At 57.2% G+C, this 19931-nt stretch carries 14 protein-coding genes; 10 read left to right on the top strand and 4 right to left on the bottom strand.

Going from position 1 to position 19931, the window contains the following annotated elements:
- Window positions 1-44 precede the first annotated feature (44 nt).
- From rsmG to H5U02_02945, 10 genes are all read left to right on the top strand, one after another.
- Window positions 45-899: a 16S rRNA (guanine(527)-N(7))-methyltransferase RsmG gene (gene rsmG / locus H5U02_02900; protein MBC7341390.1), complete on the top strand. Its 855-nt coding sequence runs from the start codon at window positions 45-47 to the stop codon at window positions 897-899.
- A gap of 78 nt (window positions 900-977) precedes the next feature.
- On the top strand, window positions 978-1763 hold the full coding sequence (locus H5U02_02905) for an ABC transporter ATP-binding protein (GenBank protein ID MBC7341391.1): 786 nt from the start codon (window positions 978-980) through the stop codon (window positions 1761-1763).
- Window positions 1760-3637, top strand: coding sequence for a hypothetical protein (locus H5U02_02910; GenBank protein ID MBC7341392.1), 1878 nt, complete (start codon window positions 1760-1762; stop codon window positions 3635-3637). The genes H5U02_02905 and H5U02_02910 overlap by 4 nt, the downstream gene beginning before the upstream one ends.
- 222 nt (window positions 3638-3859) lie before the next feature.
- Entirely contained in the window at window positions 3860-4621 is a 762-nt protein-coding gene (locus H5U02_02915) for a ParA family protein (protein MBC7341393.1), read from the top strand.
- Window positions 4614-5522, top strand: a complete 909-nt coding sequence (locus tag H5U02_02920) for a ParB/RepB/Spo0J family partition protein (GenBank protein ID MBC7341394.1) — start codon at window positions 4614-4616, stop codon at window positions 5520-5522. Before H5U02_02915 ends, H5U02_02920 begins: the two co-directional genes overlap by 8 nt.
- A 405-nt stretch (window positions 5523-5927) precedes the next feature.
- Window positions 5928-8126 (top strand): hypothetical protein, encoded by a 2199-nt coding sequence (locus H5U02_02925; GenBank protein MBC7341395.1) that lies wholly within the window; start codon window positions 5928-5930, stop codon window positions 8124-8126.
- A 369-nt stretch (window positions 8127-8495) separates the two neighbouring features.
- Window positions 8496-9419 (top strand): transposase, encoded by a 924-nt coding sequence (locus H5U02_02930; protein MBC7341396.1) that lies wholly within the window; start codon window positions 8496-8498, stop codon window positions 9417-9419.
- Window positions 9420-9935: 516 nt separating this feature from the next.
- Window positions 9936-10202 (top strand): DUF2442 domain-containing protein, encoded by a 267-nt coding sequence (locus H5U02_02935; protein MBC7341397.1) that lies wholly within the window; start codon window positions 9936-9938, stop codon window positions 10200-10202.
- A 1027-nt stretch (window positions 10203-11229) separates the two neighbouring features.
- Complete coding sequence (locus H5U02_02940; GenBank protein MBC7341398.1) at window positions 11230-11454, top strand: hypothetical protein; 225 nt, start codon at window positions 11230-11232, stop codon at window positions 11452-11454.
- A 631-nt stretch (window positions 11455-12085) separates the two neighbouring features.
- Window positions 12086-12397 (top strand): zf-TFIIB domain-containing protein, encoded by a 312-nt coding sequence (locus H5U02_02945; GenBank protein MBC7341399.1) that lies wholly within the window; start codon window positions 12086-12088, stop codon window positions 12395-12397.
- A 64-nt stretch (window positions 12398-12461) separates the two neighbouring features.
- Here H5U02_02945 and H5U02_02950 read toward each other — a convergent pair whose 3' ends face one another.
- The 4 genes from H5U02_02950 to larB all read right to left on the bottom strand — a co-directional run bounded on the left by H5U02_02950 (window position 12462) and on the right by larB (window position 19600).
- On the bottom strand, window positions 12462-15329 hold the full coding sequence (locus tag H5U02_02950) for an aminotransferase class III-fold pyridoxal phosphate-dependent enzyme (protein MBC7341400.1): 2868 nt from the start codon (window positions 15327-15329) through the stop codon (window positions 12462-12464).
- 778 nt (window positions 15330-16107) lie between these two features.
- The gene (locus tag H5U02_02955) at window positions 16108-17160 is read right to left on the bottom strand and encodes a histone deacetylase (GenBank protein MBC7341401.1); all 1053 of its coding nucleotides are present in this window, start codon (window positions 17158-17160) and stop codon (window positions 16108-16110) included.
- A gap of 259 nt (window positions 17161-17419) precedes the next feature.
- Window positions 17420-18673 (bottom strand): nickel pincer cofactor biosynthesis protein LarC, encoded by a 1254-nt coding sequence (gene larC / locus H5U02_02960; GenBank protein MBC7341402.1) that lies wholly within the window; start codon window positions 18671-18673, stop codon window positions 17420-17422.
- A 15-nt stretch (window positions 18674-18688) separates the two neighbouring features.
- Window positions 18689-19600 carry a nickel pincer cofactor biosynthesis protein LarB gene (gene larB / locus H5U02_02965; GenBank protein ID MBC7341403.1) on the bottom strand — a complete coding sequence of 304 codons (912 nt, stop codon included), beginning with the start codon at window positions 19598-19600 and terminating at the stop codon, window positions 18689-18691.
- Between the last annotated feature and the right edge of the window lie 331 nt (window positions 19601-19931).

Below are 19931 nucleotides of genomic sequence, written 5' to 3' on the forward strand. Positions count from 1 at the left end.
GCGGAGATTGGGAGAAGGCGTGGAAAGAAATAGGCACAGCCTTTATGGACAGGGTTGCCGGGATGGGCTTAGCGATTAGCGAGGCCCAGGCAACCCTTTTGTTTAAGTACTTGGGGATGGTGGAGGCGAAAAATCGGGAGTTTAATCTCACCGCTATTGCCGATTGGGGGGAGGCGGTGGAGCGACACCTGCTGGAGAGCCTAGTGGGATGGCAGGTGTGGGCTAGGCTGGAAAAGGAGTGTGGTGTTGGGTATAAATGGGAAAAGATCCAACTAGTGGATGTTGGTACTGGGGCTGGATTTCCGGGTATGGTGATGGCCATGGCGCCGCCTGGGGGGATGCAGGTAAAGGCGGCCTTGGTGGAAGCCACCAGAAAGAAGGTGGAGTTTCTAGAGGCGGCGATCCGGGAGCTTGGGGTGCCGGGAGTTAGGGCGTTTTGGTGTCGAGCTGAGGAGATGGGAAGAAAGAGAGAGCACCGGGAACAGTACCATCTGGCTCTGAGCCGGGCAGTGGCATCGGTGGCGGTGCTGGCGGAGTACTGTTTGCCCTTAGTGCAGGTGGGAGGGTGGGCCTTGTGGTGGAAGGGGCCGCGAGTGGAAGAGGAAGAGCTACCCAGGGGAATGCCAGCCATTGAGGCCATGGGGGGAAGGGTAAGGGCAGTGGTGAGGCTTATGGTTCCGAAGGTAAAGAAAGAGGGAGAGCCGGGTAGGGTAGGGGCGAGCGAGGGGGGCGGTAGGGATTTAAGCGGGTCTGAGCCGGGGGAAGAAGAGGCTCGCCAGCTCAGCTGGGTGGTAGTGGAGAAGGTGGCGCCTACCCCGGCCCGGTTCCCGCGGCGGCCGGGCATTCCCGCCAAGCGACCTTGGGACGGTCAGGAAGGCCGGCGGTGTATTCATTGCTAGAGCAAACCTTTGCTTGCATTACCGGGTTAAGCGCTGGAATAGAGAAAGGTGGTAGCCAGTTTAGCGGTGGAGAGGCACATTAACCAGGCACGGATACGGACGGTCGAGCTGCAAAAGCGATATGGCCAGTTGGTGGCTGTAGATGGTCTGAACTTAGAGGTCAGGGCAGGGGAGATATATGGCTTCCTAGGGCCTAACGGAGCTGGGAAAACCACTACCATCAAGATGCTGGCCGGTCTCTTGGAGCCCGATGCAGGGGAGGCATACATTTGCGGGCATAGTTTAAGGCAGGAGCCGCTAGCGGCTAAGGCCTGTTTAGCTTATGTCCCGGATCAGCCGGCCCTGTATCCCAAGCTTTCGGCGCGGGAGTTTTTGGTTTTTGTGGGCGATCTGTACGGGGTGGCCCGAACCGCGGCTGAGGAGCGGGCGGAAGAGTTGCTGCGCCTCTTTGGGCTCACCGAGCGGGCCGATGAATTGCTAGAGGGTTTTTCCCACGGGATGAAGCAGAAGGTGGTGCTGGCAGCGGCCCTGATACACAGGCCGCAGGTGCTTTTGCTGGATGAGCCTACGGTGGGATTAGATCCGCGCAGCGCTAGGCTGCTCAAGGATCTGCTGGCGGAGCTAGCGCGGCAGGGGGTAACGGTGTTTCTGTCTACCCACATTCTTGAGATTGCTGAGCGGATGTGCCACCGCGTGGGGATCCTGCAGCAGGGGCGGCTAATTGCTGAGGGTAGTCCGGAGGAGCTGCGGGAGCGAGCTGGCCGGGGAGGCGAAAGCCTGGAGGATATCTTCCTCGCGCTAACCGGAGCCGAGGACGAAAGGGAGTTGATCCGGGAGCTGGGCCGGGAGGTTGAAGGAGCATGAGGTCAGAGGGCGAGGGAACAAAGCGAGGATTTTGGTCGGCGGTGCGGATCCTCCTTTGGGCACAAATCCGCTCCCTGGTAAACAGCTGGCGGCAGGCGGGAATAAAGAGCGTGATAGGCTTGCTGGGACTAGTAGCCATCGCCGGGTTGATGGGCTGGGGAGTGCGGAGTTTGGTGGTGGAGGCGCTGGCGTCTGTTCCCCTGGCCTTGGCGGGGGAAGTGGTGGGAGGGGTAGCCGAAACCGTATTCTCGTTGGTATTCTTAGGCGCCCTGGCTTCGCAGGTATTTACGGGTTTGATTGCTGCTTTTCAGAACCTGTACCTAGCGCCTGACCTGGTAATTCTGTTCTCGGCTCCGGTGCCAAGTCGGGCCATCTTGGCGATGAAGTCAATGGTAGTGGCGGCGGGCAACCTGCCCATGCTAGGCTTTTTTGGGGTGCTACCGGCTATAGTGTACGGATGGGCCGTCGGGGCCGGCGGCGGATACTATGCGGTGGCGGCGGTGGCGCTGCTTGGCCTTTGGGTACTGGGTACTTCCTTGGCGGAATTGATTAACCTAGCGGTGATGCAGGTGGTTCCCCGGCACCGGGCCCGGGAAGCAGTTGGGGTGATGGGTGCCCTAGGCGGGCTGGTCGTGTATGCCTTGTTTCAATTGCCTGGCTTGACAGGCGGCGGGCAGGATATGGGCCAGGCGTTGCTGCAAGGAGGTGGCGTGTTGGAGGCGGTGAAGCAGGTTCCTAGCGGCTGGGGCGCGGTGGCGCTGGTGCGAGCGGCGGCTGGAAACCTTGGCGAAGCGATAGGTTGGGCAGTAGCCCTGGTCGGCCTTGGTGGCGGGTTGTATTTGGCAACGCAGGTATTGGTGGAACGGGGGTTTCGCCGGGGCTGGATGGCGGTGAGTGAATCTGGTGGCAGCCGGGTGCGGAGGCGGAGCAGGCGCCTGGGCGCTGGGGCTGGTGCCGGCGGGAGCAGGGAGGCAGGGGTAGAGCGAGCTGCAGTAGGCGCAGGATTTAGTCGGAGATGGGTGCAGATAGCTAGCGTGGCTAGAAAAGACTTGCTAACCTTGCGGCGGGATACTCGGGAGTGGTTGGGGTTGGTTAGTCCTCTGGCGATCGTGACCATTGTTACGTTGCGGACGGTGATGCAAGCGGCTAGAGAGGGAAGCTGGGGCGGTCCTGCTAGCAGCTCCTTGGTCAGCGTGGTGGTGATGCTGGCGGTGATGATGACGGGAGAACTAGCTTCCCATGCTTTTGGGCGAGAAGGAGAAGCCGCTTGGATTTTGAATGTCGCGCCGGTTTCGGGGTGGCCGGTGGTGGGCGGAAAATTAATCGCAGCTGCAATCCCCGCGGCGGTGGCCATGGAAGCTATGGTGGCCATCATTGGCGGGCTAACCAAACTGAGGTTGGCGGTGATGCTGGAGATAGGGGCGGGGGCGCTGTTGGTGGTTCTGGCTTGCAGTGCTATCGGGCTCTACCTGTCCAGCGGCAACGCTCGGTATTATGCCGATTATGGCCGTGGGGGCACAGGCGGCATGGGGATGCTTCTGCTTTGGGTGTATAGCTTCCTGTTCCTGTTGGTATTCGGATATGGGTTGGCGGTGGCCGTGGCTCCTTCCCAGGTCCTACCGGCTGGGTTGGTGGTGCCAGGGCCGGAAGTAGGAGGGCTGCTGGGCTGGCTTGGCCGGATGATGTATCTAGCTATTCACCCCTTCTTTTGGGAGGGATGGCAGCGGCTGGCCTTTGGCCTGGGCTTCTCAGTGGTAGTCTGGGCGGCGGTGTTCTTGGGTTTCTTGCTGGCGACGGTAAGGCGGGTTCGCCGGGGGTTTACTGTGCATGTGGTTTACGGCGGCAGGAGACGGGGGATGAAGGAGGCGGGCTGACGGGGAGTAGGTATGAGGCCAGGCGAGGAAGGTGGTTTGAGGGCTGGCGATGGGGCGGTTGGGGGAGCTGTTAGAGGGGTGGGGAGTTCAACCGGTTCGGGCACCAAGGCCCGCGCTTGAGGATTATGTCTTAGATGAGCGGAAAGTTGTGGGAAGACAGGAAGGAACCCTAAGGGGAATGTGGAAATAGGAGATGGTGATTCTGGCTAGGTGGTGGCAGAGGTGGGTCGAGTAATAGCCGTAGCTAACCAAAAGGGCGGGGTGGGGAAGACTACCACAGCGGTGAATTTAGGGGCGGCCCTGGCCCTGCGGGGGAGACGGGTGCTACTGGTGGATATCGATCCCCAGGCCAATGCCACCAGCGGGGTGGGGGTTAGAAAAGAGGATGTACGGGAAGGCACTTATGATAGTCTCATTGGGCGGTTGCCGCTGCGGGCGGTGATCAGGCCTACGGAGATTGGGGGGTTAGATTTAGCCCCATCCAGCATTCAGCTGGCGGGCGCGGAAGTGGAGCTGGTGGGAGAGGAAAGGCGAGAGTACCGGTTAAGAGCGGCGCTGGAAGGGGTGCGGGGCAGGTATGACTACTTGTTAATTGATTGCCCGCCTTCTTTGGGATTGCTTACGCTGAATGGCTTGGTGGCGGCCGATTCGGTGTTGATCCCCATCCAGTGCGAGTACTATGCCTTGGAGGGTTTGGGCCAGCTGATGCGGACGGTGGAGTTGGTTCAAAAAGGATTGAACCCCGGGTTGCAGTTGGAAGGGGTACTGCTGACGATGTTTGATGCTCGTACTAACTTGGCCATCCAAGTGGTGGAGCAGGTGAAGGAACATTTCCGCGATAAGGTCTTCAAGACCATTGTTCCCAGGAACGTGCGGCTAAGCGAGGCGCCTAGCTTCGGTCAGCCGGTTGTTACTTATGACGCCAGGTGCCGAGGGGCGGAGGTATACCGGGAGCTAGCAGAGGAGGTGTTGGCCAATGGCTAAGCGCAAGCTTGGCGGTCTGGGCCGAGGATTAGAAGCCTTGCTATCAGTGGGCGATGATGAGGGGCGAGAGGAGCCGGGTACGCGGGTGGTGTACTTACGGGTGGAGGATATCCGCCCCGGTAGACACCAGCCCCGGCGAGGCTTTGATGAAGAAAAGCTGGAAGAATTGGCAGCTAGCATTCGCGAGCACGGACTGGTTCAGCCGGTGGTAGTCCGGCCGACGGCGGAGGGCGGATACGAGCTGGTGGCCGGGGAGCGGCGGTGGCGGGCCAGCGCCCGGGCGGGGCTGCGAGTAATCCCGGCGGTTATCCGGGAGCTTTCGGATCGGGAGACTATGGAAGTAGGGTTGATTGAGAACCTGCAGCGGGAGGACTTGGAGCCGCTGGAGGAGGCGGCCGCCTATAAGACGCTGATCGAGGAGTTCAATTTGACCCAGGAGGAATTGGCGCAGCGAGTAGGAAAGAGCCGGTCGGTGATTACCAATAGCCTGCGGCTTCTGACCCTACCGGCGGAAGTCAAAAGGTTGCTGGAGGCGGGGGAGCTCAGCGCCGGGCACGCGCGGGCTTTGCTGGGGCTTGAGGATGAGGACACGATGGTGGCCTTGGCCCAGGAAGTGGCAAGGAGAGGTTTGTCGGTAAGGCAGACCGAGGAGCTGGTGCGGGCTAGTAAGGAAAAGGGATTGGCGCGCTCAAGGCTCGGGGAGGCCGATAGGAAGGAAAAGGAAGCGGCCGACCCAGTGCGGATGTGGTTGAGGAATGTCGAAGAACAGTTGCGCGAGGTCCTGGGTACTAAGGTTATGATCAGAGGAAGGGGTGACCGGGGCCGAATCATTATTGAGTATTTTGCCAGCGAAGACCTTGAGCGGATAGCTGAGGCCATCGCCGGAAAATGTTTCACGTGAAACATTTTTCCTTTCTTCCCATCCAGGGCCATGGTTATGCCGCAGCAGTTTCGGGAAGTCCCCGCCCTGAGCCTTCCTTGCTCGCGAAGCGAGGGCAAAGGGCAGGGATGAAAGGCGGTAAAATTTGTGGCCTAATCTAGTAAAGCGTCCACCTGCAGACAAGCGGTCGGAACACTAACCATGTCCGGTAGCCCTGTGTTCCGTAAAGTCGAAGGGGAGTGCCGACAGACGCAGTACCGTGGGAACCAAGGGAATTCAGGCCTCTCTGAAGCACCGCAGGTTGCTGATGAAGCAGGAAGCTCCTCCTTGAACGTTAGTGAAGGAAGGGGTAGTTCACGAACCAGTACTTCCGTGCCACGTGTCACGCACTTGTGCTACCTGCAGCCTAACCTTGGAGCTGATCGCTTGCTAGCAGCTATAAACTTTACGGGAATTAACGGAGTGGTAATCGCAACCAGCTGGCTTCTGGTTCGCCACCGGATTCATGGCCGCCTAGATCAGCTTCTAGCCATCTTCACCTTGTCGGTGGCTCAGATAGTGCTGACTATGCTCATGGCCGGGACGGTCTTTGGCCTTACCCCCAAGGTGCTCTGGACCCTCAACCTGGGACTGTTGATCCTAGCCGCGGCCACTCGGGCTCGCCCCAAGCCATCGGCCAAACCAGGGCCGCCATCCCCAGGACCCGAAGGGACAGCCATTCTCGCCTGCTCGCATCCAGACCCTGTCTCCAAGCTTGATAGTAGCTACCTGCCCCCAAGTCGGCGGCAACCTCTAAAAGCGCCCATAGGTGAACCCAGTGGGCCAGCTGAGCCAACTATCCGGGCGGGGGCTGGGCCCGCTAAGGCCAGATCCATCCACAGTGAGGCGGCTGATAGAGCCAGGCTTTGGGGCTTAAGCTCAAGAACCACCCCTGCACCGCCAGAGGCTTCTTCATCTGGTGAGTCCTCTGGCCGCGGCAACACTTGGGTGGGTACCGGCGCAGCTCTCTTTCAGGGCTTTACCCTTCCCGCCTGGCTACGGGGCAACCTTTGGGTCCAGATTTTTCTGGCCTTGACCCTAGGCGAATTAGCTTGGCTAATCCTCCTGGGGTACCTCTTCCCGGAGATGGCCTGGGACAGCCTCTACTATCATCTTCCGGCGGTAGTAACCTGGCTCAGGGAACAGCGGCTGGTCCTTACCCCCTACAATATCTGGACCAACGTCTATCCCATGAACACTGAGCTACTCATGGCCTGGATCCTGCTGTTTACCGGTAGCGAAGCCATAATCGACTTGGTCCAGCTCCCTTTTGCTGTGGCCGGCAGTCTCGCTACCTATGGCTTAGGTCGACAAATAGGCCTGGCACCGGCCAACAGCGCCGTGGCTGGGTGCATGTTTTTTCTCACCCCCATCGTCCTGGTGCAGAGCAAAACCTGCTACGTGGACGTGGCCTTTGCGGGCCTATTTCTGGTAGCCTTCTATTTTGCCTTCAGCTACTTCCTGTCTCCCCGGCGAGGCCACTCCCTCTTGGCTGGCATCTCCAGCGGCATCGTCCTAGGCATGAAAGCGTCGGCCTCTGCCTACGTGGCCATAGTTCTCTTCCTTGTTCTGGCTGGCAGCCTTAAGGCGGCTCGCCAGGCACAAAAAGAGGCCTGGGCTTACTGGCTTCGCGATCTCACCTTCTTTGCCTTAGCGTTCCTGGTTGCAGGCAGCTTCTGGTATTTCCGTAACTGGGTTAGCTATGGTAACCCTCTATATCCGTTTACCATTAAGCTTCTCGGCATCACCATCTGGCCTGGCCAGGGCAGCATCGATGAGCTGATTATGCAAGCCAATACTCCACCGCAACTGCAAGGCCTGCCTAGCTGGAAGCAACTTTTGCTGTCCTGGTTGGAATCGCCTGCCCCCTACAACTTTGACCAGCGCATCGGCGGCCTGGGCCCCCAGTGGCTGTGGCTGGAATTTCCGGCTACGCTTTTGGTTCTGGGGCTGGCTGCCCTTCGGCGGGATCTGCGCCTGCTCTGGCTTCTCCTGCCCTTAGCCTTCTTGTTCGTGGTGCAGCCTAGCAACTGGTGGAGCCGCTACACCCTCTTCGTGGTAGCCGCCGGGGCGGTGAGCGTGGCCTACCTGGAGCAATCTCTGCCGCGGTCACACGCCCCACTGCTGCGCATCTATACGTTGGCCTTAGTTCTGGTCTCCCTGAGCCTTAGCTTTACCCAGAGCTATTATCCTCTCTCGGAAGTCAGGCGCTTTCTAACCTTGCCCCAACCGCAGCGGACCTTCTTTCAGCTGGGGTACCATCTCAAACCCTGGGGAAGGGAAGCGGCCTGGGTGGAAAGCATACCCCCTGGTAGCAAGATCGCCATGACCGAGGCCCGTTTTCCCTACCTGCTATTCGGACCGAAGCTAGATAACCAGGTGCTGGTGCTAATGGCTGGCTCCGACGAAGAGATGCTAAAGCGTCTACGGGATTCCGGTGCCCAGTTCTTCTTTACTTCCGAGGCCTCAGAATACAATCTCTGGGCGCAAAAATGGCCCCAGGTGCTGATCCCCCTTTACGCCGCCAGTGACTATGTCGCCTACCGGGTGGACCAAGGGCGCCTGGCCGCCCTCCCGCTTCGCTAGTCTTTGACTTACTGGCGGCTTACCGGCGCCGGTCCAGTTCAACCAGGGGCCTCCCTAACGGGCAGTTACCATAGCCCTTCCTGGCTGACCGGCTGAAGGCGGAGCAGTTCTTTGGTTGCCCGGCGGTGAATTCGACCAAGGTTCCGCCCAGAGCTATCGTTCCCATTACCACCCGAACGGTTACTTTTCACCCAAACGTTTCACCTCTGACCTCCCTTCCTGCAACCAAGCGAATATCGCCAACAGTTGAAAACGGCAGTTAAACATCATTTGCTTTTGAACGTCAAAATTCCGGCATTCTTGCCGGGGGAATAGATCACTCTTTGCCACAATAAATGACCCGGCCAGGTATGACCCGGACTATGGGCCATGGAAATCCGCCATACTTGCTCAGGGGCGCAGAAGTTTAATACAGTTGGGCTGCCCGGGGATTACCGGCACTCGCCGGGGATGGAGGCTGGCGAGCGGCGGGATATAGATGCCGACTGGGGGCAGAAAGTTTACCGGGGAAAGAAAGAAGATGGAAGCCCTTGGGAGAAAGTATTCCCTTGGTTCGGCTACAAGCTTCACCTGGTAGTAGATGCTACCTATGAGATACCGGTAGGCTTTAGTGTAACCAAGGCCTCTGCCGGTGAAGTAAAAGAAGCCCATAGGCTTTTAGAGGAAATGGCAAAGAAAAGCCCCGAGGCCATGAAGAAGTGCCGATATTTCCTAGGGGATCGTGGTTATGACGACGGCAAGCTAATTACCAAGCTATGGGCGGACTACGGCATAAAACCACTCATAGACATTCGCAACCTGTGGCGTGACCGGGAAGAAAACAGATTAGTAAGTGGCCAAAAGAACGTAGTTTACAACTACAAAGGTCAGGTATATTGTCACTGCCAAAAAACAGACAAACGGCCGGCAATGGCCTACGGTGGGTTTGAAAAAGATCGAGGGACCTTAAAATACCGTTGTCCCGCCAGGCACTATGGAACCAAGTGTGCGGGGATAGAAGAATGTCGGGTCAAAAGCGGAGTAAGGATCCCGCTCAAGGAAGACCGGCGCATCTTTACTCCCCTTGTCCGCTCAAGCTACCGGTGGAAAAGCCTCTACAAAAAGCGGACGGCGGTAGAGCGAGTAAACAGCCGTCTGGACCGGGCTTTTGGCTTTGAGCAGCACTACATACGGGGCTTAGAGAAGATGCAGACAAGATGCACCCTGGCTTTAATAGTGATGCTGGTCATGGCCCTGGGGCGGGTAAAAGAAAAGGACAGGAAAAACCTCCGTAGCCTGGTTAAAGCAGCCTAGAAAAAAGTTCGCCAACAACTCAAGCTGACAAGGTTGACACAGGAGTAGCATGCCATTTTTCGTCACTTGATAGAGAAACCTGGGTAATTTTCCGGTGCATGGTACCCTACAACGGGCGCTGAACTTGCTGATGGGCCGGATTCCTTGGGATAATGCCTACCCGCTCTAAGATGTATGGGGCCAACGCAAATTCCTCACCATGGTTAAACATAGCATACAATCTTGAGCTAGGGTATAATAGTTGCTAGGGGAGAAGCGGCTGCGGAAGAGTAGCTAGCAGGCATAAATGCTGACCATGCCACCATTAGGATAGACTTCCCATGCTTGTAAGCCAATGGCCCGCGCCTTGAATATTCTCGCCAGAAGGCAGGCCTAAGCTAGTTACAAATACCTTGAGGAGCTAAGTTGCCAACGATTTGTGAATTTCTCGTTGCGGCTTTGATGCAGAATTGGCGGAGGGCAGAAGCTGGTGAGGTACTACAGCAGGTAAAACCTCCAGAGGGGTGGTGACTAGCAGTGCTACGGGAAATTAGAAACGCATATCCAGTTAAAGACTACCACCTTATCCTTGAATTTGACACCGGCGAATACAAAGTGGTTGACCTGCGTCAGTTCTTAAAAGGGCCAGTCTTTGAACCTTTAAAAGATCCAAGCTATTTTAGGCAGGTAAAGGTAGACCATGAGGCTGGGACGGTTATCTGGCCCAGTGGTGCAGATCTAGACCCGGACGTGCTGTATAGCCGGAGCATCACTCTGACGTCTTCCACAGGTGACTTACTGTAACCTCCGCTGCAGGTGCGCTGGGAAAGGCCCAGATAAGCCCCGTGATCCAGGCGGGATACAGCCCCTTCTCGGGGGGCTGGGATCTACAGCTCCGCTCCTCCATGTCCTTCGACGAGCGCATCTAGTACCCCGTTGTTTCGGAGAGCAAGCGGCGTACTTTTTGTCCCCGCCTGTAGGTAGGAACCAAGGTAAGTGAAAATCGTTCACGTAAGCTGAATGCTAGCCTCCTCTACCCGCCTATGCTAGACCCGTCTCAGTTTGTACCTCAGCCAGCCACCGGGTGGTAACCAACGTAATCCGCATGGGAAGGATCTTAAAAACACAAGCAGAAGATGCTATAGAACGGTATCGAAACCCATGAGACCTCAGGGCTTCTGCACTTGCAGGGGTGATAGTTTCTGCTTTGGGTCTTGGCAAGAGCGATTAAATCTCAACGTTACATTGTGCACCCATTCATTAAAATGTCTTCTATGGGTGGCTGCGTTAATCTGTCTCTCTCGCCCGCAGTTTTCGCTTCTAACATTTGCTTAGCGTAAAATAACCGTGGGATCTCCCATTTCCTCCCATGGAAGGCCAAGGGCCTAAAAAAGTTGAGACCTCATATAGCAGCCTTCTCTAAGTACCGGAGATGAAAATCGTGCCTGAACCAGTAAAGGAGTAACCCTGCGGAAACGGTACCGGCCTGAAGGGAGGGTGGTAGAGCGGAGCAACAGGAAGAACATAGCTTGGCACCATAAGAGCACCCTTTTGTCTCGGTTTCAAGTGTATCTGCGCTTGACCTTTGCTAATCAATAAACTTTCCCCACTTCGGGTTGACACTAACGGAAGCGGAGCAATGGTTGAGATCAGGGCGTTCTTTGTGGTATGATTTGACAGAAGCCCTGTTACTCCCAGGGAGGAGTCAAAATTCTGTCAAGGCCGATATTGCGAATAAAGATAAAGATGACCGTTCAAGAACAATTGTCAACAGATACTATTTCAAAGGAATGGCTCAAAGGGCTGGCCTGTCTCTATACTGGAGGTGAAGGTGTTGCTAGCCCCTGAAGTGAATGCGGACGAACTGAATTTGCCGGTGGAGGTGGCGCGAAAACTGAAAGGTAAGCGAGTAACCATCGTGGAGGTGCGCGAGGGATTTCTTCTCAAACCTGTGGAAGATCCAATTCGTGAGGCACGGGGGATTTTGAAGGGAAAGGGCTTTAACGTAGAAAAATACCTGCAGTCCAAGCAATTGGAAAAGGATCTGGAAACATGAGCGAGTATTATGTGCTTGATGCCTGTGCCCTCATCGCCTTTCTGAACGACGAAGCTGGCGCAGATGTTGTGGAAGAACTGCTGCGAAAATCTAATCATCAGGAGCCCAATTTGTTCCTGCACCGGCATATCTTCATTTTCATACGGCTCATTAGGGTGTCTGGACATCTGTCGTTGGCCAGTTGACAAATTAAAGATAAGAGCCATTGAACTGGGCTGCATTGCGGTTCCTTTCATTCGTACCCTTCACAAAAAACGGTTCCCATTAAAGCAAGCCTTGCTCGCCGTTTTCCATTAGACATTTGCTGCGAGTCCATCCGGAAAGAGCCATACTGTCCCAGGCCAACGCCTCGCTTGATTCACTGTCCGAACGGGAGAGACTTTTAGATGCCGGGGAATACGTTGAGCGGTTATGGCAGGATAACCTGGAGGAAGATGGCATGTACATTAAGAAAACCAGGGTTTGGCAACAGGCCCGTTACTATACACACATGGAAAGGATCTTAAAAACACAAGTAGAAAGTTTTCGCTTCTAACACTTGGCGAATGCTTGCCTAACAGGCTGGCAGGATGGTAATCTGAAACTTGGCGGGCGGGTAGCTTCTACGGGAGCGTTAGAAAGGAGTTTTCTGATGCGCTGTCCTTTGTGCGATGTAAGCATGAAAGAAGTAGAGCGGCGAGGGGTGTTAATTGATGTCTGTCCGGAATGCCGCGGGGTTTGGTTAGACCGGGGAGAACTCGACAAGCTTCTGGCCACGGCGGAGCGCTATGAAGGTGAGCGCCATTGGGAAGAAGAGGCGAGGGCCGGCCGTGGCTGGAAACCGGAGCTCGACCGCGAACGGGAATACCGCGATGACAAGGAATGCCGAGATCGGGAGTGGGGCAAGCGTAAGAAGCGCCGCGGACTTCTGGGGGAGATATTTGACTTCGACTTCTTTGATTGAATGTGCCTACTGCCTCAATGCTTACTCAGGTAGCCGAGCGGGGAATCCCCTGCCCGCCAATAAGTTATCCGGCCGACCACTGTTTCTGCTTCTGGCGAAAGGAGGCTTGGTGGGCCCAGCGTTCTTCGGTGATCAGCTGGCCGAAGCTGCGCAATGGCCCTACCCGGAACCCATGTTTGGCTGCCAGCCGCTCTAGCAAATGAATATCATCCCAAGTTAGGGTCGGCCCGATGCTAGTATCTTGGAAACGCTGCTCCAGGGCTAGCATCATGGTCTCGGCCATGCAGGCGTAGGCTAAGCCCCGCTTGAGCTCAAAATCCCACCCAAGATATGGAGCTCCCGGAATGGCAATTACGCCACCATCGATGACTAAAACGTCAGGTCTCATGGCGCTGAGCTCGGGACTAACATTGGCCGGGCGGGACATATCGCAAATAATCGCCCCTGCCTTCAAATGGTCGGGCAAGAGCAGTTCCCTAGGGCTGTTGGTAGCGGTAATTACCAGGTCGGCTTCGGGCAAGGCCTTATCGAAAGCGATGCTAATCTCTAAAGGTGACCTGGCTACGGCCGAGGGTTGGCCGCCACCCTTGCCGTCGGGATGGATATCCTCCCTTTGCCTCCGCGGTTGGTCCTTGGTGAGGGCTGTTCCTGCCCGGCCGCCTGATCCCGCCATGCCTGCCGGGCTAAGTATGCCTTGACGGCCCAGGCAATCAATTACGGTCCCCGAAGCCGCGCTGGGACGGCGGGGGCCATTCTTGGCTTCCCTTTCGATTTCCTCGGCTATTTTTGCGAGTCGCTTCAAGCTGTGTTCGGGCCGATCCGGGTTGCCCACCAGGATCAGCCGCCCTACCTTCTCGGCCAATAGGAGGGCTACGCCTCGGCCGATGGAGCCGGTTGCTCCCACCACCGCCACGCTTGCCTCCGCCGGCGGCAGGCCGATCTTTTCTAATGCCGTCAAGGCTACTTCAGCCGCAGCCACCACCGTATAGCTGTTGCCGCTGGTTATGGCTACTCCGCGGCCACGGACAAACAGGCCTCCACCAGAAACTACCGAGGTGTATGCGCCCAGGCCGACGATGCTGGCACCGCGCGCTCGCCCTAAATCCACTGCCTGCCGAATCAGCTGTATACTGCTTGAGCGAGGGGCCGCCAACAATTCTTCGGCGGTCCGGGGCACCACTATGAACTCGCCGAGAGCTTTGGCGCCAGCGGCGGATACGATCTCGGTGCTCCCTATGACGAAGGGATCTACCAGGTCGTTCCAGCTGAAGGCTAGCTCCCTCAGTTCATCTTCATTAAATGCCTTGAGGCTGGGATCAAAGTCAACGTAATTTTGCCAGGCTACCGGATGTACCAGGAAGGCGAAGCGGCCTGGTAGAGCGGAGGCCTGCACGGCTAGCGCAGGGGCAAGGCCAGTCACCTTTGCCTGTGGTTGGGGCCAATTGGGCCTGTCATAAGCCCGGCTGGCGCCCAGTTCCGGCTTACTGCCCCGGGTTACCTGTGGTTGACAGGTCTGCGGGTCGGAGGCCTGAGCGGTTCGGTTGGATTGGGAATTCCCGCCCCAGGACTTTGGCTCGGACCCTACTGATGCCGGCGAGGTGGAGCCAACCAGGTGATGGAGAAAGCGAGCCGTATCATAAGTAGCCAAGGCGGAAAGCATCTCCTCGATGGCCGCAAGACCCAGCTGGCATTCCTGCTCGCTGATTACCAGCGGCGGCTCGATCCGCAGCACCCGATTGCCGTTCAAGGTAGGGGCTACCCGTAATCCGGTGACGTTTAAGAGGTAGCTGGCAGCAGCTGGAGCAAGAAGCTCCTGTTCTGCCATTACCCCTAGGAGCCCGTTGGGGAAGGCTTGGCGATGGCAGGTAAATTCTATCCCCAACATCAGCCCCCGGCCGCGAACTCCTACCAGGATTTGGGGGTATTGTTGCTGCAGCCTTTTCAGCCCGGCCAAGAGTTGGGCGCCCCGCTGGGCTACCTGCCGCACCAGGCGCTGCTCATCGGCGGTGAGCCACTCGATCACCGCCAAACCTACCCGGCAGGCCAGGGAATTGGCGGCAAAGGTGGAGGAGTGTTTGGTAGCAAACTCCTCATTATAGACATTTTCCCCGGCAATGCAGGCGCCGATGGGGACAATTCCTCCTCCTAGGGCTTTAGCCAAGAGCAGCACGTCCGGGCAGATTCCTTCCTCCTCGTAAGCAAACAGCCGTCCGGTCCGCCCTAGGCCAGTCTGAATCTCGTCTAGCACCAGGAATACTCCATAGCGGTCGCACAGCTCTCGCACCCCTTTCAGGTATCCGGCTGGCGGTACCACGATGCCGCCCTCCCCCTGGATGGGCTCAACGATAAAGGCGGCAAACTGCTCTTGTCTCCGGGAAGCGTGCTTCTGGAAAGCTTCCTCCAAGGCGTCCAGGTTGCCGTAGGGCACGAATTCGAATCCCTCTACCGGAGCTCCGAAGGCCCGTTGGTAACTGCTGCGACCGGTGGCGCTCAATGCCCCTAAGGTCTTGCCGTGAAAGCTGTTGGTGGTGGCCAGGATCCCCATCCTCCCGGTGGCCGAGCGGCAGAGCTTGATGGCGGCCTCCACCGTCTCCGCTCCGCTGTTGGTAAAGGTGACATATCTTAGGCCCGGGCAGGTGATTTCCACTAACCGGCGGGCTAGCTCCCCTGCGGCGTTAAGGAAAGAAGGTTGGATAAAGCTAGGTTCCAGGTTATGGTGGACTCTCTCAATGGCCTGCCAGATGGGAGATGGGTTGTAACCAAAAGGTAGGGCTCCATAGGCGGCAATGAAGTCCAAGTACCGCCGGCCCTGATCGTCATATAAATAGCAGCCCTCCCCTCGGACAAACTTTTTGTCCAGCTTAATCTGTTCCAGCAGTTGTCCCAGATAGGGATTCACGTATTCTTTAAACGGGTGGGCCACGAAGATCATCCTCCACTTTGCCCTCAAAGCTTGACTACTATCGGCAGCTTTACGCCCTGCGCCACGCGGCCACCGTCACCACCATCTTCAGGTGAAGGGAATTGTTGCTTTAGGACTATCCGGGGCCGCTTGTGCACAGTATTGTGCTCATACATCCACTGGCTATTATATGTGCCTACCTGAAAAAAAACAAGCACCTTTTGGGGGCGTACCGAAGCGCGTCGAGAGGATAAACAGCGTGTCGCCGGGGGCCACGGTATAGAGAATTCCGGTACAGGTAGGCGGAGGTGGCGGAGTCTGATTGCTCACTATGATCGCCCCGGTTGTTCGTGAAGGTAGTACATTGTATGCCAAAGAAAGGGTGGGAGGGCGTTCCTGATCTGGTTGAGCACCCTAGTTGACCTCTTCATCGCGTCGGAAGAAGGGTATGGAAGAAGTCAAAATGATCGTAGTTACAGTTTACCAGCCGGTTTTTGACTTCTTCATAGAAGTCCGTCCCCGGAAGGGGTGTGAGTAGGGAAAAAGTGGCGAAAGACAAACCAAGCTCCCGGCAATACTTTCTAAACTGGAGTCCGGTCTGACCATGAAAGAGGCGTAGATGTCGATGCCCAGCGATTGAATCGCACCGATGGTTTGCGATGGCTTGGCTGGCGCCAATGGCTCCAGGGGCGGGAAGCAGTGCCTGGGCCGGCCCCAGGGGTGGCCATGGGGCTCAGGGTAGGCCGCCCAAGGCCTGCGCCTGCTGGGGCCGGTTGGATGGGTATTGGGAGCCTGATGGGCCGCCTCCTTAACCTACTGGCCAATATATCTTTTGGATCTCTGCCACCTTGTCCAGGGCTTCCTGGATGGGGGCATCTTTAGCGGCAGGAGGCGGCGCTACCGGCTCTACCACTTGGTCCCCAAACTCACCCAGCTCATTGACGATGGCTCCGGTGGCGTAGGGAAGAAGCTCTAAGCTGTAACCTCCCTCCAAAACTACCACTGGCCCCCGGGCCCCTATCATCTGGGCTAGCACTTTTACCTGTCGGGTCATTTCCTGGAAACCAGCACAAGTCACCCGCATTCCTGCCAAGGGGTCGCCGAAGTGACAATCCTGTCCGGCGGAAATCAGGATAAGCTGCGGGTAGTATTGGAGTAAGACCGGCCGGAGGAAGCGCTCGAAGATTTCCAGATAAACCCCGTCCCCTGCTCCCGGCGGCAGCGGCACATTGAAATTATACCCCTTGCCGTCGCCTAGGCCTACCTCATTCGCCTCACCGGTGCCCGGAAAGAGGGGTGCCTGATGAATGGAGAAATAGAGCACTCGGGCATCATCTTCAAAGGCATGCTGGGTGCCGTTGCCGTGGTGGACGTCCCAGTCCAAAATCAATACCTTGTTGAGGCCGTAGCTGTTTAAGGCCTCTTTGGCGGCGATGGCTACGTTATTGAAGACGCAAAAACCCATGGCATCATTTTTCTCGGCATGGTGGCCGGGAGGACGTACCAAGGCCAGCGAATAATCCACTTCCCCGGCCATGACCGCCTCCAAAGCCCGCAAGGCTGCCCCGGCGGCAAGATAGGCCACCCGAACCGATTCTGGGCTAAGCACGGTAATGTTCTGGTCCCAAATGCCGCCTCCTTGGGCGCAGAACTGGGTGACCCGGTCTACGTACGCTTTTTCATGAATGCTCAAGACCTTTTCCTCGGGGGCCGGTTGAAACTCAAGCTTCCGCATGCGCTCAATATATCCCCGCTGCTTTAAGAACTCCATGATGCTAATGAGCCTTTCTTTGCGCTCCGGCCAAGAGCCGGTCTCGTGCAGGAGAAAATCAGGGTGATAGACCAAGCCTACCTTTGGCAAAGCTAGCTCCCCTTTCTTTAAGGCCCAAATTATTCTACCTCAGAACCCAAGCGCTTGTCCCTACTAAGCCGGGCCAGAATCTGGAATTTATGTCCAGTATATCCTAATGTCACAATTTAGCAATAAACAACTACTTGCTGAGCTTGGGGCACCAAGGCGCCGGAGAGTACGCTGATGCCCAGTAGCTTCACAAATACGCGGTGGGCCACTCGGTTGCTTATCGGAGCATGGACGGCTTCCGGCGGTAGCTTAGGGCTTGCTACAAGGAGGTGGCAAGGGAGGCAAACTTTTCTTCGGCTAGGCGCTGAGCCATCTCCAACACCTTTCTTAGCGGTTGCCCGTTTTTTTCGGCGATGGCGCGGCAATCCTCGTACTCGGGCGCCATTACCGATGGGGCAAAGGGGCCGCCTTCGGCCTGCTTCTGGGTGAAGACCGCTGGAGCGCATTTCACCCGTACCGGCCCCCAAGGGGTATCCACCTTAATAAAGGCCCGCGGCAGTTTCAAGCGGGATTCTAGGCGGTGGCGCACCCCTAAGGTAGTGGTCTCGACAAAGATAAGTTCTATTACCGCCAAGCTTTTCTCCAGAGGGCAGATGACCGAAAGCTTGAATCCGGGCCGGTTCTTTTTCATCTGGATGGGAACGAAGGAGACATCTAGGGCTCCAGCCTGCATCAGCCGATCCACCAGGTAGCCGCCAATTTCCGGAGTTAAATCATCGAGATTAGCTTCAATTACCTGGACTACATCAGCCTCGTAAGACCAGGGCGGCTGAGGCGATGAGCTTGGGCCAGCCGCCTGGTTGACCTCCATCAAAAAGGCCCGCAGCAAATTAGGCCGACGCCTTTTGGCGGTGCCGGCTCCGTAGCCTACCTTCAGGGCCTGACCGGCCGGAAGGGGGCCAAAGCGGGAGGCCAGGGTGGTGATGAGGGCGGCTCCGGTGGGGGTAACCAATTCCCCTTCCTCCTCCACCCCGTATACCGGTATTCCCGCCAGCAGGGCGGCGGTAGCTGGCGCCGGAAGGGGTAAAGGGCCATGATGGGAGTTAACCCAGCCGCGAGCCAGGGGCAGGGGCGAGGAGTAAATTGCCTCGGCGCCCAAGAGATGCAGGCCTAGCACCGAGCCCACCACATCGATGATAGCATCTATGGCCCCTACCTCGTGAAAGTGCACTTCCTCAGGGGTGGAGCCGTGGACTTGGGCCTCGGCCCTGGCCAAGCGCTCGAAGACGGCTATGGCTTTTTCTTCTACTGGGGCGGGCAAACCTCCCTCAGCAATGAGCTGTTTGATATGAGAGAGGTGGCGGCTGGGCGGTTCGGTCTCTACCTCCACCTCGACCCTGATGGCGCTGATGCCTCCTTCTTGTAGCCGGCGGTGGTGCAACCGGTACCCAGAGAGTTTTAGGCTCGAAAGCGCCTGCTTCCAAGTCTCCAAATCCAGCCCCAAGTCGGCCAGGGCTCCCAGCACCATATCCCCGCTTATCCCGGAAAAGCAGTCAAAGTAGATGACTTTCAAGGCGTTAACCTCCGCTTAAGCCTTGGCGCCTACCAACCGCTGGGCGGTAGTTATGATGGCATCGGCCAGCATGGCGGCGCCAAACCCGTTATCAATATTAACCACCCCTACGCCGCTGGCGCAAGAGTTGAGCATAGTCAAAAGTGACGCCAACCCTTGGAAATGAGCTCCGTACCCGACGCTGGTGGGCACGGCGATGACCGGGGCGCTAGCCATGCCGCCTACCACACTGGCCAGGGCTCCTTCCATGCCAGCTACCACGATTATCACGTGGGCCTGGCTAATCTCGCTGCCCATGTCCAGCAAACGGTGCAGTCCGGCAACCCCTACGTCGTAGCCTCGCCTAACCTGGTGACCGATGAATTCAGCTGATATGGCTGCCTCCTCAGCCACCGGGAGGTCGGCGGTGCCGGCGCTCAGGACCAAGATGCGGCCGCCGCTAGCGGGCTTTTCTCTTCCAGGAACAGTAATAATGCGGGCCAACTCGTGGTACTGGGGCTCAGGAACCCACTCGGGGGAAGCCGAGGCATTCCCGATCTCAGGTCCGCTGGCCTCTGCCCCGCGAGCGGTGCTATCCATGGCTATTGGTTCCGGCTTAGGTGGCGGCAGCGAACCGGCTTTATCGGCCTGCCCCAGCGAGGCAAAAGCAGCCTTAACTGCCTCAAAAGCTGACCGGGAGGCCCGAGTAGCCAGGACTGGGCTGCCGGCACGATAAAGGCTAAGGGCTATCTGGGCCACCTGTTCGGGGGTCTTGTTTTGAGCAAAGATGACCTCGGGCCGGCCGTTACGCAGGGCGCGATGGTGGTCTACCCGGGCAAAACCCAGGTTTTCATAGGGGAGAATCTTAATTAGCTCCAGCGCCTCATCAGGGGTATATTTGCCAGCTCTGACGGCTTCTAGAACCTCTTTTAACCGCTCGCGATCCATATGATTTGGCCTCCTCGAAAAGCGACTATACTCTATTAGACAGGAAGGTTCCAAAGTCCTTCTCCTTGCCCATGCCGGGTTGGAGCCAATAGTTGACAACACCGAGGTGCCGAGCCGGGTGCGCGGGAAGGCATGGCTAAACCGGCCGCTGGATGAGGCTTAGCTCACCAGCACTATGCTTTGCCGGCCTGGGAGCTGCTTAGATGCCAGGAATGCTTCCGGCCATACTGGCGCGAGTTGCCATTTAATTCAGAAATCGGGACCGGGAGAGGAAAATGCCGAAGGGTGGAGAAATAAACCAGTCTGTGGGTCAATTACTGGCTGAAGAGCC

It is taken from the genome of Clostridia bacterium (assembly GCA_014360065.1).
Taxonomy (GTDB): Bacteria; Bacillota; DSM-521; order Neomoorellales; family JACIYF01; genus JACIYF01.